At 66.2% G+C, this 18023-nt stretch carries 16 protein-coding genes and 1 pseudogene; 7 read left to right on the top strand and 10 right to left on the bottom strand.

The window, feature by feature from the left end; translation table 11 throughout:
- Positions 1–63: 63 nt before the first annotated feature.
- The 6 genes and pseudogenes from C5B85_RS02765 to C5B85_RS02745 all read right to left on the bottom strand — a co-directional run bounded on the left by C5B85_RS02765 (position 64) and on the right by C5B85_RS02745 (position 6957).
- The gene (locus tag C5B85_RS02765) at positions 64–1899 is read right to left on the bottom strand and encodes a hypothetical protein (RefSeq protein WP_104284518.1); all 1836 of its coding nucleotides are present in this window, start codon (positions 1897–1899) and stop codon (positions 64–66) included.
- 258 nt (positions 1900–2157) lie between these two features.
- On the bottom strand, positions 2158–3264 hold the full coding sequence (locus tag C5B85_RS02760) for a M23 family metallopeptidase (RefSeq protein WP_104284517.1): 1107 nt from the start codon (positions 3262–3264) through the stop codon (positions 2158–2160).
- 150 nt (positions 3265–3414) lie between these two features.
- Positions 3415–4185, bottom strand: a complete 771-nt coding sequence (locus tag C5B85_RS19490) for a D-arabinono-1,4-lactone oxidase (protein ID WP_258070548.1) — start codon at positions 4183–4185, stop codon at positions 3415–3417.
- A gap of 45 nt (positions 4186–4230) precedes the next feature.
- Positions 4231–4665: pseudogene (locus tag C5B85_RS19740) on the bottom strand (FAD-dependent oxidoreductase); the annotation flags it as partial.
- A 689-nt stretch (positions 4666–5354) separates the two neighbouring features.
- Positions 5355–6176: a hypothetical protein gene (locus C5B85_RS02750; RefSeq protein WP_104284515.1), complete on the bottom strand. Its 822-nt coding sequence runs from the start codon at positions 6174–6176 to the stop codon at positions 5355–5357.
- A gap of 49 nt (positions 6177–6225) precedes the next feature.
- A complete protein-coding gene (locus tag C5B85_RS02745) occupies positions 6226–6957 on the bottom strand; it encodes a hypothetical protein (RefSeq protein WP_104284514.1) in 732 nt (243 codons plus the stop codon).
- A 413-nt stretch (positions 6958–7370) separates the two neighbouring features.
- Here C5B85_RS02745 and C5B85_RS02740 point away from each other — a divergent pair, with 413 nt between their 5' ends.
- The 3 genes from C5B85_RS02740 to C5B85_RS02730 all read left to right on the top strand — a co-directional run bounded on the left by C5B85_RS02740 (position 7371) and on the right by C5B85_RS02730 (position 10504).
- Positions 7371–8390, top strand: a complete 1020-nt coding sequence (locus C5B85_RS02740; RefSeq protein ID WP_104284513.1) for a helix-turn-helix domain-containing protein — start codon at positions 7371–7373, stop codon at positions 8388–8390.
- Between the two features lie 294 nt (positions 8391–8684).
- Entirely contained in the window at positions 8685–9785 is a 1101-nt protein-coding gene (locus tag C5B85_RS02735) for a hypothetical protein (RefSeq protein WP_146077818.1), read from the top strand.
- A 131-nt stretch (positions 9786–9916) separates the two neighbouring features.
- Entirely contained in the window at positions 9917–10504 is a 588-nt protein-coding gene (locus tag C5B85_RS02730) for an exonuclease domain-containing protein (RefSeq protein WP_104284511.1), read from the top strand.
- A gap of 534 nt (positions 10505–11038) precedes the next feature.
- Here the strand turns inward: C5B85_RS02730 and C5B85_RS02725 are convergent.
- The 4 genes from C5B85_RS02725 to C5B85_RS02705 form a co-directional block, all read right to left on the bottom strand.
- The gene (locus C5B85_RS02725) at positions 11039–11728 is read right to left on the bottom strand and encodes a TetR/AcrR family transcriptional regulator (RefSeq protein ID WP_104284510.1); all 690 of its coding nucleotides are present in this window, start codon (positions 11726–11728) and stop codon (positions 11039–11041) included.
- Between the two features lie 70 nt (positions 11729–11798).
- Positions 11799–12575: an alpha/beta fold hydrolase gene (locus tag C5B85_RS02720; protein WP_258070547.1), complete on the bottom strand. Its 777-nt coding sequence runs from the start codon at positions 12573–12575 to the stop codon at positions 11799–11801.
- Between the two features lie 735 nt (positions 12576–13310).
- Positions 13311–13505 carry a hypothetical protein gene (locus C5B85_RS02710; protein ID WP_104284507.1) on the bottom strand — a complete coding sequence of 65 codons (195 nt, stop codon included), beginning with the start codon at positions 13503–13505 and terminating at the stop codon, positions 13311–13313.
- A 54-nt stretch (positions 13506–13559) separates the two neighbouring features.
- Positions 13560–14243 carry a response regulator transcription factor gene (locus C5B85_RS02705; RefSeq protein ID WP_104284506.1) on the bottom strand — a complete coding sequence of 228 codons (684 nt, stop codon included), beginning with the start codon at positions 14241–14243 and terminating at the stop codon, positions 13560–13562.
- A 116-nt stretch (positions 14244–14359) separates the two neighbouring features.
- Here C5B85_RS02705 and C5B85_RS02700 point away from each other — a divergent pair, with 116 nt between their 5' ends.
- From C5B85_RS02700 to C5B85_RS02685, 4 genes are read left to right on the top strand one after another with little or no spacing between them, the layout of a single operon-like run.
- The gene (locus tag C5B85_RS02700; RefSeq protein ID WP_104284505.1) at positions 14360–14977 is read left to right on the top strand and encodes a hypothetical protein; all 618 of its coding nucleotides are present in this window, start codon (positions 14360–14362) and stop codon (positions 14975–14977) included.
- On the top strand, positions 14974–16017 hold the full coding sequence (locus C5B85_RS02695; protein WP_104284504.1) for a peptidoglycan-binding protein: 1044 nt from the start codon (positions 14974–14976) through the stop codon (positions 16015–16017). Before C5B85_RS02700 ends, C5B85_RS02695 begins: the two co-directional genes overlap by 4 nt.
- A complete protein-coding gene (locus C5B85_RS02690; RefSeq protein ID WP_104284503.1) occupies positions 16014–16736 on the top strand; it encodes an ABC transporter ATP-binding protein in 723 nt (240 codons plus the stop codon). Before C5B85_RS02695 ends, C5B85_RS02690 begins: the two co-directional genes overlap by 4 nt.
- The gene (locus tag C5B85_RS02685; protein ID WP_104284502.1) at positions 16729–17916 is read left to right on the top strand and encodes an ABC transporter permease; all 1188 of its coding nucleotides are present in this window, start codon (positions 16729–16731) and stop codon (positions 17914–17916) included. Before C5B85_RS02690 ends, C5B85_RS02685 begins: the two co-directional genes overlap by 8 nt.
- Positions 17917–18023 lie beyond the last annotated feature (107 nt).

Genomic DNA, 18023 nt, shown 5'->3' with positions numbered 1-18023 from the left:
CGGGTCCCCCAGCAACACTAGAGGCCTGGCACCGAGAATCCCCGGAGAACCGCTCCCCGCCACCTACTTGATCGTGAACACCTGGCAGCCGAGGTTCGCCATGTTCGTCGATGACTCGATGGCAACCGCGCAGACCGTGTGATTGCCAGGAGTGAACGCCGCTGCCGTGAAGAAGGCATGCTGCCCGGGAACTCCGCTGAGATAGCCCGAAGGCCTGTCGGCGGCCACGAGGTGATGCCAGGACCCGTCGACCAGGATCGCGACGGGAAGCGAACGACCTGGAGCACTCGGACCGTATGTCCAGCCGTAGATCGCCTTGGTGCGTGATGGAGCGTCTGCGATCGCCATACTGCCGAGTGGCGCGGCCTGCTTGGCGACCACGACGGTCTGACAGGGCGGGTAGCTGTGCTGCCCCGCACCGAAGCCGATGCCGACGGTGCAGACCTCATGGCTCCCTGGTTGGAGGTCAAATGCAGCCGTGTACCCATGCTGTCCGGGCACGCCGTAGCTCCCGAGCTGCGGGGAAGGGGAGCTCGCCGTGAGCGCGCTCCAGGCGCCGTCGACGGTGATGCCCACCGGAATGGTCGCGTAGAGGTCCGACAAATCGAAGGCGTGCCCCGAAACCGTTACCCGAGACCCCTCGACTCGGATCGCGGCCGTCGAGTTCACGTCGAAGCGCAGGACCGCCTGCGAGTACGTGTACCCCTCATTCACCCAACGCGCGAGATACCTGCCGGCAACGTTCATGCCGACGGCATTCATGTGCGTCGTGTCATCGGGTGCCATCCAGAACGACCTCGGGTTGAGACCCATCGCGATGGTCTCTCGGTCCGAGGCGCTCGGTACGCGCCCTGCATCGACCAGTGCTCCGTTCGAGAGGTAGTCGGCGAGCGGAATCGCCCGCTCGCCGTACGTCGCCCGAATCCAGTCGTTGACCTGGTGACGGTTGTGGTTGAGCGGGTTCGAGAAGTCCCAGCGCGGGGGCAACTGGATCACGTAGGACGTCGCACCAACACGGTTGCCGGCTTCGACGATTCCCGAGATGACGTCCTTGACGCGCTGCATGTCCTCGATGCCGTTGGCCCCAACCCAGAGCACGCTTGTTGAGCCCGGCTGCGGCTTCTCCAGCGAGTTGATGGCAGTTCCGACTCCCGCGTAGACGGCGCTCCCCGAGCCGTGACGCGTGAACTTCCAGTGCAGGCTGGTGTCCGCGAGGTCTGGGTAGTGGGTGATCTGTCCCGCGACTCCGGCGATCTCGACGTCGAAGATGATCCGACCAAGAGTTCGCGAGTCGATCGGCAGGCCCGTGACGTTACCGAGGTTGACCGCACCGGAACTCGGGATCGTGACGGCGCGCGCAAGGGCCGTCTGGTACACGCCTGCGATCGTGCCGATCGCAACCGGGCCGATCGACCCCACCCCGTGATTGAGCACGTTCCACCCGGCAAGATGCCGGCCGAGGTAACCGCCACCGCAGAGGTAGTCGATGGAGGACGAGCCGTAGCACTGGGCCGTTCTCGCCCCGGACGGACGCGATTCGGGAATCGCGCTTGGCACGGGTGGCAGCGGAGTCGGCGGAACCGTCACGACGGGCGTCGGCGTCGGCGTCGCTCCCTCGCCCGGCGCGGACGACTCGACCGGCGCATCGACGACCGGGGGCAGAGAGGGTTGCGGCTGCGGCGAAGGCTCGACCGGAGCTGGCGTGACGTCACTCGTGGGCGGCGTTGTGGCCGTCGGCTGCGGGGTCTGGACCCCACCATCCACGAGCTGACCGTCGACCGGCGCGTCCGAGGTCGGTGGAGGCGACGCGGGACTCGCGGCGGCCGGCGTGAGGGGCGCCGCCACGAGAGCAAGGCCAAGCGCCAGGACCATGATTGACTGTTTCGCTGCGGATCGCATCCGGGATTCCTATCGTCACGCTGAAAGAACAGCAGGACGAGACGCGGCAGCAGCGCTGGCGTGGAGGATGTGTGTCGGCGCGCTCGAAGAGCGCCGTCACCGAGTCAGGAGTGCGCCCTGCGACCCCCCGACCAATCCCCCGTTGGCGCGACGCGTCGTTTCCGCTGGACCGCACCAGACGCGACGATAGCAGGGATGCCCCCTCCTCCGATTACCCGGGTCTGGAAGTGGCGCGAGCTCAGGCCGTGGCTGCGCGGATCAGGACTCTGGCGGGGTCGCAGGAGTTGCCGAGTTCGTTTCGCTCGAAGGACTCGACGGCGTCGGCTCGCTCGAGTTCGACGGTGACGGGCTCGGCGATTCCGGCTCGCCGGTGGGTGTCGTCGACGGCGGTGGCGTCGGCGAGCCGCTCTCCGAAGGTGAAGGGTTTGGCACGGAACTGTTTCCAGGCGGCGGTGTCAACTGCGACCCGGCCGGGGGTGGAGTCGAGACAGGCACGGAGGAAGGTGGCGGCGTCAAGGTGGACTCCGAAGGAATCCACCCGTCGTCCTTCTGAGGGTCGCCGGAGGGTGGACTCCAGGTCGGTACCTCGCCGAAGATGTCGACGGCCGCTCCGTCTGCGTACTTGTTGAGGAACTTCTGCGGGTCGACGTGGGTGCCGTCGACGATCGTCTCCAGGTGAAGGTGCGGCCCGGTGGATGCTCCGGTGTTGCCGAGGAGGCCGACGAGCTGCCCTGTCTTCACCTCGTCCCCGACTTTGACTGCGGGCGACCCTGCGATGAGGTGACCGTAGACGGATCGGACCTGCAGGCCGTCGATCCGATGCTCGACAACAACGTGAGCGCCGAGGCCTCCCCCGTCGGTCGGAACGGACTCGATGACGACACCGTTGGCGATGCTCCCGACCCGCGTGCCCTGTGGGCCGGCCATGTCGAGGCCGCGGTGGTTTGAGGAACATCCTGAGCACGGAGAATTGCGCGGCCCGAACCCGTCGGAGATTCGAACGAGACTCATGTCGACCGGCCACTGGACGCCCGGGGCAACGCTGCCACCGGTCGCGCCAGCGGCGCTGTTCTGAACGACAGGCACATCGCGAGCTCCGATGAGCTGCTCAGGCACGGTCCCCGACACCGTGTAGGTGACGCCATCCGCTTCCTTGGAGCTCACGACGGGAACTGTCGACTGGCCATCATCAACTGCACCCGTCACCGCTGCGGCCCCTATCGACGCAGCCGCGATCAGCCCGAGCGTCGCCGCGACAACTGGCACAGCGAGGAGCCTGGCCCGGCGGCGCTCTTTTGCGCGGCGTGCACGGCGGCCTGGAATGTCGGGGTGAGTGTCTGGCGTGGCGATGGACGACTTCGGCAAAGGAGTCTCCTGCGGTTGGTGCTTCAAGGGCAACGTGTCCGAGTCTAAAGAGCGCTTTGCGAATGCGGAAGAGTCGATTTTGAAAGGAAGGCGAGAAACGGCCTCGAGAACGGGGCCCTCTGGGAGCCGTCAGCCTCGGTAGCGCTCATTTCAGATACCAAGTAGACGTTCGCTGAACGGCGACGCAAATTTTCGGTCTGGATCGAGCTCCGTCACGAGACGGCGGAACTCCGGGAGGCGCGGATAGAGGTCGCTGATCGAGTCGCGATCGAGAGAGGTGAGTTTGCCCCAGTGCGGGCGGGCGCTGAACGGCGTGAGGCTCCTCTCGATATCGACGAGCAATTCCGCCACGGCTTCTGGGACTTTCTTCCAGGTGAAGGCGATGCAGAGCACGTCCTCACCCTGCGTCGAGCTCAGCCAGAGGTCATCACCTGCCATTGTCCTGAGCTCGCTGACGTGCAGGAGGGGCAGGAGGCGCCGAGCGTGAGCGCGGACCGCCTCGAGGGCTGATCCCGCATGCCGGAGAGGCACGAAGTGCTCGCTCTGGAGTTCCGAGCCGACACTGGGCGTTGATGCGATTGGAAAGTGCGGGAGGCGATCCCACCAGGGCCCGACCGATCCGTCTCGCGCGGTGACCGAGGTGCCACCCGGATCTCCCGAAAGCCGTGGCGCTCCCAACAGGTCGTTCACGATTTCGATGTCATGGGCGCCGTCAGGAATTCGTGATTTCACGAGGATCTCGTGCACGGTTTCACCGAAACTCGTAAAAGCACTCACCGAGTAGCCGGCGGCGTGGATTTCTTCCAGTTTGTCGAGATACGTATTCCACGGCATCGGGCCGTACGCGTCCTGTCGCATTCTGTAGCTCGGCTCGAGTTCCAACGTGACCCGCGTTACGACCCCGAGCAGTCCCAGGTGCATGACAGCGCCGGGAAATCTTCCTGAATCAGAGTTGAACGTACGCACCGATCCGTCGGGACCGAGAACCTCCAATGCCCGTACGACTGTGCTTAGGGAACCGAGGGTCGACCCTGACCCGTGCGTCCCTGTGGCGGTGGCCCCTGCGACAGAGATATGCGGCAACGAACCCTCGTTGTGGAGCGCGAAGCCCGCCAGGTCGAGCGCGGGCGCGACTTTCCCGTACGTTGCCGCAGCGTTCACCGCCGCAGTTCCTGTCGACGCATCGATGTCAAGCTTGACCGGAAGCCCGCCGAGGTCCACAAGCACGCCGGCCGTGTCCGCAACGTCGCTGAAGGAGTGTCGTGTGCCGAGTGCGTGCACCCGGTCGGAGCTCGCGACAATGCTCGACAACTCGTCCATCGAGCGCGGCCTCGCCACCTCTCGAGCGGAGTAGGTCAATGACCGCGCCCAGTTCGTCCGACGCTGTTCGGAATCGTTCATCGTCATCGACTGCACGCCCTTGTGTGTCCTCGGAGTTGGCCCCTCAAGAGGACCACGTCCGGCGCTCAGTCGGCAACCCGCGCCGGAGCCCCGTGTTACCGTCGCGATCCTTGAGACGGTCGCCGAAACGAGAGAACCCCAGCGCCTGAGGCGCTGGGGTTCTTACTGCTCCCTGAGATGGACTCGAACCATCAACCTGCCGATTCTGAGCCACCTGCCTAAGCATGACCGGCATGCCCCGACTTCCTTGATTTCCCGGGCCTGTTCGACCCGCCTGAGTCAAACTCTACGGGTTCGCACGGACTGATTGCGGGTTCAAAACGGGGGGTTTTCGGGGGTTTTTGGGGTCAAAAGAGGGTTCGGTTGTGAGGGTGTCCGCACGGCGTGTCGCATTCAACCGGCGCCCCGGGGCCGGACGTCCAAAAACCACTTTGCCCCGTTGCATCGCCGTGCATTGGATGCGATCCGGACGAAAATGGAAGACCCCGCCGGAAGTGATTCCGGCGGGGCCTGGTGCCGCTGTCCAACGGGGCCCGCATGCAGGTTCCCCAACGCGCCGGGGCTGACCGGGAAGCGGCTTGGACAGCGTACGACTCGCTCACGGGGCGACTGCACTGACGACCCGATTTCGGGATGAAGTGACGGTGAAGCAGGACACCTCGGCTCCTGGAATGGCGAGCGTCTTCTGTTTAGTTGGCAGGCGGGCAGGGAACTTCGACGTCAAACTTGAGGCCGGCGATGGAGATGAATTGCCACCCCTGCGCCCCTCCGTTCTGCGTGTAGAGCATCGTCGAGCCAGTTGGGAAGGTAGCGAAGCGGAACACGTCGAGGAAATCGGAGTCCAGTGGCGTGAACTCGTTGTCGCCTTCGCGGTGGAATGGATCCGCGAGCGTGCCTGTGCCGACTCCAGCCGATACTGAGCTCGGGGTGATCGATTCTGGCGTGACGCTGAAGCCCACGGCGTCCCAGTAGGTGGCTCGCCAGCCCGAGTTGGCAACTGAAGAGATGTCGAAGACGGTCAGCTCAAAGTTCTTCGGCGTGAACGCTGCCCCCGTGCTGTCGACGAATTCGAATGTGAGCGTCTGAGTCGGGGCCAAGGTCGAGGCCGGTGCGGTCGTGCCATCGACGCGTTGATTAAGCACGAGCGATCCAGGTGCGCCGAAGCCGGAGAACTCGTAGTCGTCGCTGCCGTCTGCAGCGGCTTCCCCGTTCCATCCTGCTCCGTCATCCGTGAGGTTGTGGGAGATGCCGTTCTGTGTGGTGGTCGTTCCCGGGCCGAGTGTTGACACAGCACGGACGGTGTAGGTCGTGGTGCTTCCCGGGACGGTCGCTGTCCATTCCGAGGGATTGCCGGCGACGGCGACTGCCGACGCGGTGGCGGTGCTCGTGCACAGAAGGGTCGAAGCTGCCGCGAGAGGAGCAGCTGTCGCAACGCTGATGACTGGGATGGTCCACGCTGCAGCGGTCACGATCGTGCGTCGGGAGACGTGGGCGGGCTGGGGATTGTTCATGTTCCTGGTTTCTCTTGAATGGTCTGTGCGACGGCGGTGTTGGTCTTGGTCAGTAGTCGAGGTCGAAGTTCAAGTTCGTGAGGTGGATGCCGCCGCCTGCAGCCACACCTTGGCGCTTGAACAAGACGCTGAATTCGGTGATGGGGCCGCCCAGGACAAATCGAACTTCGCGGTCCGGGTCCTCGGGGTTCACTCCTCCGAAGACATGGGCGGAGTAGATGTCTGGAGCGGTCTCGTAGGTCATCCCCATTCCAGCGGCTGCTGAGACGGTTTGACGCCCAACGATGTTGCGGATACCAACCCACTGCTTGGCAACGATTGCCTTGGGGGTTCCGATTGTCTTGACGTCACCGATGCGAAATCGGACATTTCGAATGGGAGCGTCAAAGACAACGCGTGTGTCGCTGCTGTACTGAGGATCGAAGACGTCCGGCGCGAGGGTCTCCCGTGGTGTCGAGTCGAGTTTGAGTCCCTGACCACTCGCACTGAGATTCTCGGAACCTGGTTTGAGGGCGCCATCGGCCTGGATGGTGGAGGTGATCTGATAGTCGATCGGTGTACTGCCGCTCGGTCCGATAGCGGTCACGGTTCCGTGTCCTGACACACTGGAATCTCGCACAAATCCGGGGTCGCTCCACACGATGGTTCCGCTCGCACACCCACCCGATGCAGCAACAGTCGGAGTCGCGACAGCGGCACTGAAAATCGGAACTGACCACGCGGTGCTGTGGATGACGATACTGCGCGCGCGATCTCCTTCGTTCGGATCCAGGTCGGCCATCCGGTGAAACTCCGTGGAATTAGGGAAGCGCAACCCGCTGCTGCGTTCGCGCTTGATGCTCTCTCTCAGCCGTGCACCGCAGTGAAACGAAACACAGATCGTGGACTTTCGTGTCGAACTCGAGGACGATTTGGCACTGTCGCCCAAGGTGGGGTCCTCAACCACCCCAACACGCACGTGGATGGCCCGAGGCGCATAGCATCACTGAGGGGAACACGGCTAGGTCCCGATGAGATCCCCACTCATGGGATATAGGCGAGGTCTGTTCCCGCGAATTGAGACATTCGCGTCGAGTCGCGGATTCGCTGACACCGGGACAGGATTTTTCGTCGCTGGAGTTGCCGAGGGTTCGCCCGGTGCCCAACAGTTCCCTGGTCCCCTCCAGGACGCTCCCCCCAGCGAAAGAAGACCGAGTGCCGGACGACCGCGACGTACACCTCACAGGCCCGGATGCCGTGGACTGGCTCGGCAAGCGCGGTTGGCACGTGCGCTCCTACCGCGGGACATTCCGCCTGAACGCAGATCTCATCTGGACGGATACCTTCGCCATTGGCCGCATCTGGCACACCCCGGCCGAGATCGAGATCATCGGTTCGGACACCGAACCGAACGTCCGGGCGATCGTCGTCGTCGGTGTGTCTGGCGACCACCAAGTGGTGAATGAGGCCGGCACGCACACCCTTCGCCCTGGAGACCACGTTGTCCACGGCAACGCAGATCTGTTCTCGCTGATCACCCACGAGCCCGCGTCACGAGTGGTGCTCGCGACGCTCAAGACCCGGCTGACGGTTCAGAACCCGGACTTGCTCAGAAACGGCACACCTGTCAGCGTCGCTTCCACAATCGCCTCCATCTTCATCAGCGCGGCCCATGCTTCGCTGGCCTCTCCTATGACCGAGGCCTCGGCAGCATTCCCTGCCTGGCGGCGGGGGCTCGAGAACCTCCTCGCCGCTTCGCTGGACTCAACTGCCCGCGACCGGTACTCCTTCACGTCCTACGCCCAGTCCGAGGAAATCGGGCGCGCCATGGCTGTGATCGATTCGAACGCCACAGACCCCTCCTTCACAATCAGACACCTGGCGACTGACCTCGTAATGTCAAAGTCTCGCCTGCACGCTGTCTTCGACGGCACCGGAACCACTCCCGGCCAGCTCCTGCGTCGAACCAGGGTGAACTTGGCCAATGCCCATCTCCGCGAGGCTCGTCCAACAGGAGCAGAACTCGCGAGAGTCGCCAAGCTCTCTGGCTTCGGCTCCGTGAGATCACTCCAACGCGCCCTAGCCGAGCAGCGCGCGCTGGAGTCTGGCGAGCACGCGGCGCAAACCCTCCGCGTTCCAAGTCCCGTCGATGTCGCCGTCACCGTCGACGTCGACATCGACAAGCTGATCGACGACACCGATGGGCAGAAATCCGGGCACGAGCCACAATCCTGAACAGCGTCGCGTTCCGACAACTCATCTGCCGTCGTACTTGTAAGCCCGCACCTACGTGCCGGCAGGTACTGCGTTCGCGTCAGTTTGTCTTGACGATCCAGTCGAGCCCTAGCGGGCTTCTAATCTGGCGAACGACCCCACCGTCCCAAGAGTGTGTCCGACCGGCTGAGCATATGCCGCACTGGCTTGCACGTCTCCAGGGGGCGTGGATCGCTGAGCGGCCCAAAGCCCGAAGCACGTTTTGACCGTTCAAGCCGGGGAACGCGAACCGGCTCGCCACATCGAAGAGGACCCATGACCACCACTCCCTCAGAATCCAATCCCGCGCGCCGGACTCTCCTCACTGCGGGAGCCTGGTCGGTACCCATCATCGCGACCGGAGCTGTAGCCCCGTTTGCAGCCGCCTCCTGTGGAGAGACGGGCACGATCACCTTCAACGGAGGAACTGCAGGCACTGCTGCCGTGACCGGTACTTGGATCGTGCCCCCGTGCATTTCGAGGATCACGGTGTCAATCGCCGGTGGCGGCGGCGGAGCGGGCCGCAGCTTCAACGGCCAGATGACCCAACAAGGCCGAGGAGCCGCCGGCGCTCTCGTTACCGTCACGCTCAACGTGACACCCGGCCAAACTTTCAACGTCATCGCCGCCAGCGGCGGACGATCCGGCCCATCCTCACCCGACATAGCAGCAGCTGGCGGACAGGGCTACGGCAACGGAGGTAACTCCCAAGACCCCGCGACGCCTGCAAGCATCTCGTCAACAGGCGGTGCAGGTGGCGCCGGCAGCGCACTTCGCCTAGGCACCACCCTCGTCGCAGTGGCGGGTGGCGGAGGCGGTGGCGGGTCCGCAGACGCCAACGCGAGCAACGCGAACATCACTGGAATATACGGCGGGAACGGGGCAAGCCCCGGAACAGCGACTGGCGGTGGCTCGCGAGCAGACTTCAACGGCTTCAACGTCCAACAGACCGGTGGCGCCTCCGCGACAGGAGCTACGGGAGGCGCCGCAGGGGTCGCAGGCACCGCCAACAACACCAACATCGCCAGAACCTTCGGCACGGCCGGAGGAAACTCCGGCACAGGCGCAAACGCCGGCGGCAATGGCGGCACCGGCGCCTCGGTCAGTGGCACCAACTCGGCACCAACTGGATCCTCCTCTGGCGGTGGTGGCGGAGGTTACGCGGGCGGGGGCGGTGGAAGTGCCGCACGCATCTGGGACACCGCCAACTCGAATGCCTCAGCCGCAGGCAGCGGCGGCGGTGCGGGATCGAACTTCGTTGTCTCGAATCCGACCCTCATCGCCACCAGCACACAGGGCGTCGCATCCAACGGCGGGACTTTCTCACCTCCGAGTAGCGGCGGGAGCGGCTTCGTCACCATCAGCTGGCCCGCCTAAGGCACACATCGGTGGGGCCCGGCCAGGCACACAAGCCGGGCCGGGCCCTCCTAGTCCCGCGAGAACTATCAAAAAGTCCACGTCCCCCGCATAGACGGAACACGAGCACTCCCGAACCGCACCCGTCCCTCATGGTCTGCATCGATCTGGAGACCATCGATCTGGAGACCACCGGTCTCGGCGAGCAGACTGGCATCGTCCTCGAGGTCGCCGCCCGCGTCGTCACGAACGGCCTCTCCCCCGTCGACGACGGCATATCGCTCGTTGTCGCCCAGCGCAGCCCCACGGATTCGATCTTCCCCGTCTTCCCGTGGCGTGGCCGCATGAACGACTTCGTCGTGGACATGCACACCAAGAGCGGACTCGTCGCCGACGTCGACCGCGCCAGTCTGACGGTCGCAGACGTGGACGCGCGCATCGCCGCCTACCTCGAGTCGCACGCAGACGGCGTTCCGCTGGTGCTCGTCGGCAACTCGATCACTCTCGATCGCAACTTCCTGCGCGAGCACCTCCCGCTGACCTTCGCGAAGCTCCACCACCGCAGCGTGGACCTCACCAGCGTCGAGCTGTTCCTCGCCCGCTACTCCGGGCTCGACATCGACCGGGTGGCACCCACGACCGGACACCGAACGATGGACGACGTCGACGCGTGCCTGGCGACCGGCCTGAGAATTGGCGACACCGTCCAGGCGGTGCTCGCAGCGGTGGACCGCTCATGACCGCGGGCGACACCCGCACGAGTGAAGCCGCGGGTCAAAGCTCCTCTGGTTCCTTCGTGGTTGCTGCCCTGCCAGCGTCGGCGCCGAAGTACGTCGCCGTGCGCGTCTGCCCGCAGACGACCACGGACGGGTGTGTCCGCATCGACCGGACGCTCCGCCCAACGGTCCCTCAGAAATCATCCCCTCGAAGCCATTCGTGACCCAGCGGCCCCGTGCACTCATTCGAGAGCGTCCAACTGACCGGGGGCCCGATCCGGCGACCGCTCGGCATAATTTCCTTCCCAAGCTGCAGGCCCTGGTGTCGCGGGGCGCCTAGACCGAGTCGTGTCTGATCAAGCCCAAGGTCTAGTTCCCGTCGTCTTCGGGCGCGAGCTCGCGTTGGTCGATCGGGTGGGGAGACGCAAAAGCCGATTCCGGAGGAGCCAAACCATGATTGTTCGCACACAACTTTCAACAGTGTGTAAAGTCTGTCGTGGGGTCACATCCCGCAGGAGGGTCAGCGAACCGGACCGCACAGGTCTTGGCTGTTCGTGCCTAGTCCGAACTCCAGCATCGGCGGGGGAGGCGCAGGAGATACGCGCCTCCTCCGTTGACGCTCGAGTCGACCGAGGCTACTGGGGGGGAGCTCGAGGCGGGGCGGACGCGGGTCCGAGTCCCCGTGACGAAGAGGTCGTCGATGGTCGCCCCGAGCAGCGCCGGGGTGTCGAGCGAGGGGTCGAGCAGCCACTGCATCTGGATGCCGTCGGCTATCGCGATGATGCGCCTTGCCGCATCACCCGCATCGACCGTCGCTCGCACGAGACCCTGCTTCTGCCCTTCGAGGATGGTCTCGGCTGTTCGAGCGGCGTGCCCCTCGAAGCGCGTGATGAAGTACGCGTGCGCCGAGTGCGTCTCCTGCGCGGCTTCTGCGGCGAAAGAGAGGTACAGGTGCACGATTCCTCGGACACCGGCGTTGAACCGAAGCGCGTCGAGAAGGACCTCGAACTGGTCGAGACCTTGGGTGCGCTCATGCAGGTCCGCGTCCCACCGCTCGATCACCTCGCGAAGCAACCCCTCGCGTGATCCGAAGTAGTAGCCGATGTGTGCTGGATCGATGTCCAGTGTTCGGGCGATGCCGCGCAGGCTGGTTGCGTGGTACCCGCGTTCCGCGAGCGTCGCCAGCGCGACGCCGAGAATCTCTTCCCGCCGCTTCGCGCCCCGTGCATATGTCCCCCTGGCTGGCATCCGATCAGCCTAGCGTCGCGTGAGCGGCACCCTCATTCGCGCGAGTGGCCGGATGAGGGCGCTGGTGAGATCAGCTGTCCCTGGAGACGTGGAAGGAACGGATGGCGCTGGCGAGCGCGGCTGGCGCTTCGATCGGGAGCAGGTGTCCGCTGCCGGCGACGAATTGGAGGGTGGCGCGAGTGAAGTGATCGTCGAGCCGGTCGGCCCACTCAGTAGGGAAGAGGGGGTCCTCCGTCGGCCACAGCATGACGGTGGGGGTCTTGATCGGCGACGGGTCGCCCGCATACCCGCGGTTCGCGAGATACCACTGAATGCTCGCGGCGAACGCTCCCGGCCGCGAGTAGGCCGCGATGAGTTCCTCGCGGTGCGGGTGACGCTGGGGTGCGGTGGCTCCGCTCCAGGCGTGCCAGAGGTAGTCGAGGTAGGTGGCCACGGCGCCGGGTTTGCCGTCGATGAGCCCTGCGGCGATCGGTTCGCGGTGGAAGTGCTGGTACCAGAACGTTGGTGCCAGGGACGGCGCCGTCGCGCGGTCGCCGATGCCGGGATACGCAGGGGTGAGCACGGCGGCGTCGAACCGCGACGGGGCGAGGCGCAGGGCCGCCTGAGCGATGCGGCTGCCAATGTCGTACCCGGCGATGATGGTGCGGCCGCCGACCACCGAATCCTCGAGCGTATCGAGGATCCGGTGGGCGTGCGCTTCTGCTGTGGCCTCGCCCAGTGGGAGGTACCCGTCGAACGCCGTGCCGAATCCGCGGAGCTCTGGCACGATCGTTGTCGCGGGCAGCAGGGCGTCTCGCACCTCGTCGTAGTCCGACGGGAGCCCCGGCCAGCCGTGGAGGAGAATCACCCGGTCACCTTCAAACACATCCGCCATCCGCTCCCCCGATCCGTGGATCGATTCTCTGTGGTCGCCTGCAGCGGATACCGGTGCCGTCCTGAACGATCTGTATCCGCCAGCGAGGTGGACCGACCCGCGCCCGCGGGCAAGATGCGGGACAAGCGTCAACAGTTGAACCGCTCTTACCACCTCGACCCAGATGAGCCGATTACCTACTTGATGTTCGGCGGGGCCTCTCAGCAATGTAAACCAGTCTCGGCCGTGATGGAAGCCGGCGGCCTTGATCGCCGGGCCAGCGCTGCTACACGTGCAGTTTCGGGTCTGCGAGTCTGCCATGGCTGCTCGAAGCCAGCATCCAGCGACCCGTCCGGCGTCGCGAGTGACGTCCTGAGGAACCTCGAGCTCCATCGAGGAAACCTGTTCTTCGGCATGCAGGTGGCCGCGATGCGGGTCGACCCAGAACTACCTCCCGACCCCGAACGCTACCCGGGGCCTCGATTCGCGCTTCGGGTCACGGCGATTCCGCAGGGTCACACCTTCGAGGCGGCGCAGCAGCTCAGGATCGATGACAGAGTCGATTCTCTCGAAGTCGAAATGGACGCGAACCTCGTTATCCTCGACAGGGACTTTGGACGTGGAGCTCGACCCGCTCGGCCAGGTGAGCCCGTTGGCGGTCTTGTTCGAAGGAGAGCTGGCCTTCGGCTCGCTCACCTAGACCGACGGCGGTCTCCGTCCGCGAAGTCCTCAGCGAGATGTGCGCTTCGGAATGAGCAGAGTGACGAGGAGAACGGCGAGACCTGCGCCTCCGGCGACGAACCCCGCCATCTGGAGGATCCCGGCACCGATGTTCGCGTCGAGTGCGGTTGGGTCGGTGATGAGGACCGCCGAGGCGAGCGCGATGAATCCGATGGCAAGAAGAATCGTTCCGAGAAGTCGCATGCAGTGTTCCTTTGGTTGAAGCGCGGTTGGGTGTGGTCGTGATGCGTGCCTGGCTCAGCCCTCGTGGAGCGTGTACCCGACCCCGTAGACGGTGAGGAGCCTCGACGGCGTCTGAGGATCGGCCTCGATCTTGGCCCGGAGGTTCTTCACGTGGGTGTCGATCGTGCGGCCTCCGATCCAGCGATCTGTGCCGTGCAGGCGGTCGAGCAGGCGGGCGCGGCTGAGGACGATGCCGGGATGCAGGGCGAACTCCTCGAGCAGGTCGAACTCGGCGCGGGTGAGGTCGAGGAGCCGATCGGAGAGGGTGGCACGACGCCGCTCCGGGTCGATCTCAAGGTCGCCGACGGTGACGACCCTCGTGGCCGGCGCCGTGCGGTGCACTCGCCGCAGAAGCGCGCGGACTCGCGCGACGAGCTCGCGCGGGCTGTACGGCTTGGCGAGGTAGTCATCGGCGCCGAGCTCGAGCCCGAGGAGCAGATCGTTCTCGGTGGAGCGTGCGGTGAGGAGGAGTATCGGGAGCTCGAACTGCTCCTCGCGCAGCGTGCGGCAGATGGTGAGGCCGTCGGCCCCGGGGAGCATCACGTCGAGGACAAGCAGGTCGGGCGCAGAACGGCGCACCTCGGAGAGCGCTTCGGCGCCGTCGGCCAGCACCGTCACGTCGTGCCCCTCGCGTTCGAGGTATCGGCGGACGAGCTCGGACTGCAGCGCATCGTCCTCGACGATCAAGACTCTGGTCACGACCCAACCCTAAGCACGCGTCCGCCATGCGGTCTGGCTCTGCACTGGACGCTCACAAGTCCCTCACATCCGAGAACGAGCGTGGGTCACGGCCGCTCACGACACGAGGAGGACACATGCTCCGCATCACCCACCGATCCCTGACCGCCGCAGCAGGCGCCATCGCGCTCGTCGCAGTGCTCGCCGCATGCTCCGCACCCTCAGCCGATCAGAGGCCTGAGGGTGGCACCGGCATCGCGACGTTGGAAACGGCCGCTCCGGCCCCGACCGAGGCAGCCGATGCTCTCATCGCGGAGTACGGCGAGCCGGTGCGCCTGCGTCTCGACATGTCGGACGAAGAACAAACGGACGCCTGGAAGGCTCGGGATCGCTGCCTCGAGGACCACACCGATGCACCACAGGACGCCCCCGTGGGCGGCGACGGCTCGGTCACCGGTAGCGACGGTGGGGATCCGGCGAAGGCCGCCGAGGCCGAGGCTCTCTGCCTGCGCGTGGCGCCGCTGCCTCCGTGGGAGCTCGACGTGCAGAACCCGGATGCGCTGCGGTTCGCGCAGGGCGTGGTGGACTGCCTGCATGATCGCGGTGTCCGCGAGGTCGAGATCGCAGAGGCGGACCAGTTCGGCCGGATCAATATCGCCTTCGGCGGTGAGACGAACGATGCCACCTCGATCTCGCTTGGCATGCAGTACGTGGACGCCTGCGTGGCCTCCGAATCGGGTGGGAGCACTGCGTGACCCGGGGTCGCGGGCGCACCGCGCTCATTGTCACGCTCGCGGTCTGCTTCGCGCTCGCCGCGGGCGCCGGCAGTGCCGCCCTGGTGCTCCGGCCCGCGAATGACGCAGGCCCCGTGGAGGAGACAGCCGCGCCGGCCACCGCGGTCGTCGAGCGTGGCGAGCTCGTTCAGACCGCTCGCCTCGACGGTTCCGTCGGCTTCGGCGCCGCGGCCTCCGTGACGACAAAGGCGGACGGCATCATCACCTGGCTGCCCGAGGTCGGCGAAGTCCTCGATCGGGGGTCGGTGGCCCTGCGCGCGAACGAGCGCCCGGTGCCCGTGCTCATCGGCGAGGTTCCGCTCTACCGCGCGATCGACAAGCCAAAGATGGAGGGGGCCGATGTCAGCATGGTCGCGTCGAACCTGATGGACCTCGGCTACCTGTATCCCAGCGACATCGACACGTTCGAGACGGGGAAGCACTTCAAGCAGGCGGTGCGGGACTGGCAGGAGTCGCTCGGCGTCGAGCGCACCGGCATCCTCGGACCTGCCGACGTGGTCGTCCTGAGCGCGTCGAGTCGCGTCGCCACCGTGAGTGCCCGCCTCGGCGACACTGCCGCTGGTCAGCCCTACACGGTGACGCTCACGACGCGGGTCGTCGGGGCGTCCGTCCCTGCCCAGGACGCAGGGCTGATCGGCGCCGGTGCACGAGCCACGATCGAGCTACCGGATGGACGCGTCGTCGACGGTTCCATCGACAGCGTGAACACGACCGGTGAGGGGGCCGAGGCGAAGGTCGACGCGATCGTCGCGATCGACGATCAGGCCACCCTCGACGGCGTCGACGCTGCCGCCGTGACCGTCCGCATCGTCACCAGATCGGTGCAGGACGTGCTGATCGTCCCCGTGGCCTCGCTTGTCGCCCTCGCCGAAGGCGGGTACGCCCTGCAGGACGACCGGGGCGGACTGCACGGCGTCGAGATCGGTCTGATCGCGGACGACCGCGTCGAGGTCAGCGGCGAAGGAATCGACGCCGGCATGACGGTGGTGTCGGCACGATGACGACGACGCCCGCACTCGAGCTCGAGCGCGTCAGCCGCATCCACCCCGGCGGAGTCGTCGCCCTCGACGAAGTCTCGCTGCAGATCGGTCCCGGTGAGCTCACCGCGATCGTCGGACGCTCCGGCGCCGGCAAGTCGACGCTGCTCAACGTGCTCGGCACGCTCGACCGCCCCACGAGCGGTGCGGTTCGCATCGGCGGGACCGACACCCGAAATCTCACGGATCGCGGGCTCTCCACCCTGCGGGGCAGCACGATCGGGTTCGTCTTCCAGGGCTTCCACCTGAGCGACGGAGTGACCGCCGAGCAGAACGTCATGATGGCGCTCCTCTACAGCGGTGTTCCGAGGCGAGCGCGCCGCGATCTCACCCGCGCGGCGCTCGAGCGCGTGGGGCTCGAGCACCGCATGGGGCACGCGGCGCAGCAGCTCTCCGGCGGCGAACGGCAGCGAGTCGCCATCGCCAGGGCGATCGTGACCGATCCGCTCGTCGTCCTCGCCGACGAACCGACCGGCGCCCTCGACACCGCGAACGGCGAACGCGTGCTCAGCCTGCTGGAGCGACTGCACGACGAGGGCACCACCGTCGTCGTCATCACCCACGACGTCGAGCTCGCCACGCGACTGCCGCGGCGGGTCGAGCTGAGAGACGGCCGCATCGTCGCCGACACGAACATCGACACCACCACCGAGGCCGGCACCGAGGCGGTGCAGCATGCGTGAGCGCCACAGACGTCTCGGCCTCCGAGACCTGCTCGAGGTGGGCACGGTCGGGCTTCGCACTCGGCCGCTGCGCGCCGTGCTCTCCACCATCGGCATCGCCATCGGCATCGCCACGCTGGTGACCGTCACCGCGGTGCCGGCATCCTCGCAGGCCGCGCTCGACGAACAGCTCACCGCGCTCGGCGCGGACCTGCTGCGCGCCGACCCACGTGCAGGTGCCGACGGAGACCCCGTCCCGCTTCCGGCCGAGGCGCTCGGCATGCTGCAGCGCATCGGGGCCGTGACCGATGCCGCGACGGTCGGCAATGTCCACGCCCCCATTCGCAGCAACGAGCTCCGCGAGTACCCGGAGACTGGGCTGACGACGCTCGCCGTTCGCGGTGACCTCCGCGCGGTGCTCAGGGCGGAGGTGACCTCCGGTCTCTGGCTGGCAGAGAGCGACCTGCCCACAGCGGTGCTCGGCATGGACGCGGCTGAGCGGCTCGGCCTGTCCCAGCTCCCCGACCGTCCCGTCACGATCGACGTCGGCGGCGTCGCGTTCACCGTCATCGGAGTGCTCTCCGCGACGCCGCTCTCCGGTGACCTGCAGTCAGCGGTCCTCGTCGACGATGCTGCGGCGCAGCGCTGGCTCGGCTTCGATGGCGCACCGACGGTCGCCTACGTCACCGGAGACGAGGCGTCGATAGAGGCACTGCGTCCGGTCGTCGCCGCGACCCTCTCCCCGGGGGCGAGCGGGCTCGTGCAGGTGAGTCAGCCCTCGGCCGTCCTCGCCGCGAAAGACGCCGCCCGTTCCAACTTCGATGGGCTGTTCCTCGCGCTCGCCGCGGTCGCGCTCGTGATCGGCGGCATTGGCATCGCGAACACGATGTTCGTCTCCGTGCTCGAGCGTCGCCGGGAGATCGGCCTGCGACGCGCGCTCGGCGCGCACCGCGGGCAGATCCGGGCCCAGTTCCTCGTGGAGGCGATCCTCCTCTGCGCGCTGGGCGGCGCATCCGGAGTGCCGCTCGGACTGCTCGGCACCGCAGCATGGAGCGTCTTGCAGGGGTGGCCGCTGGTCGTACCGGTGGAGACGATCGTGGCAGGCATGACAGCGGCGCTTGCGACAGGCGCGGTCGCCGGACTCGCCCCCTCGATCCGCGCCGCGCGACAGTCGCCGACGGCGGCCCTCGCCGCGACGTGAGCAGGCAGGGCGTTGACCGTGCGTGGATGCCATTCCGGGCGAACGGCGATGAGAGCATGGCAGACGATATGAGCAGAAGCAGAAGCAGAAGCAGAAGCAGAAGCAGA

The organism is Pseudoclavibacter sp. AY1F1 (assembly GCF_002931075.1).
Taxonomy (GTDB): Bacteria; Actinomycetota; Actinomycetes; order Actinomycetales; family Microbacteriaceae; genus Pseudoclavibacter.
This window is presented reverse-complemented; position numbering and strand designations above follow the sequence as displayed.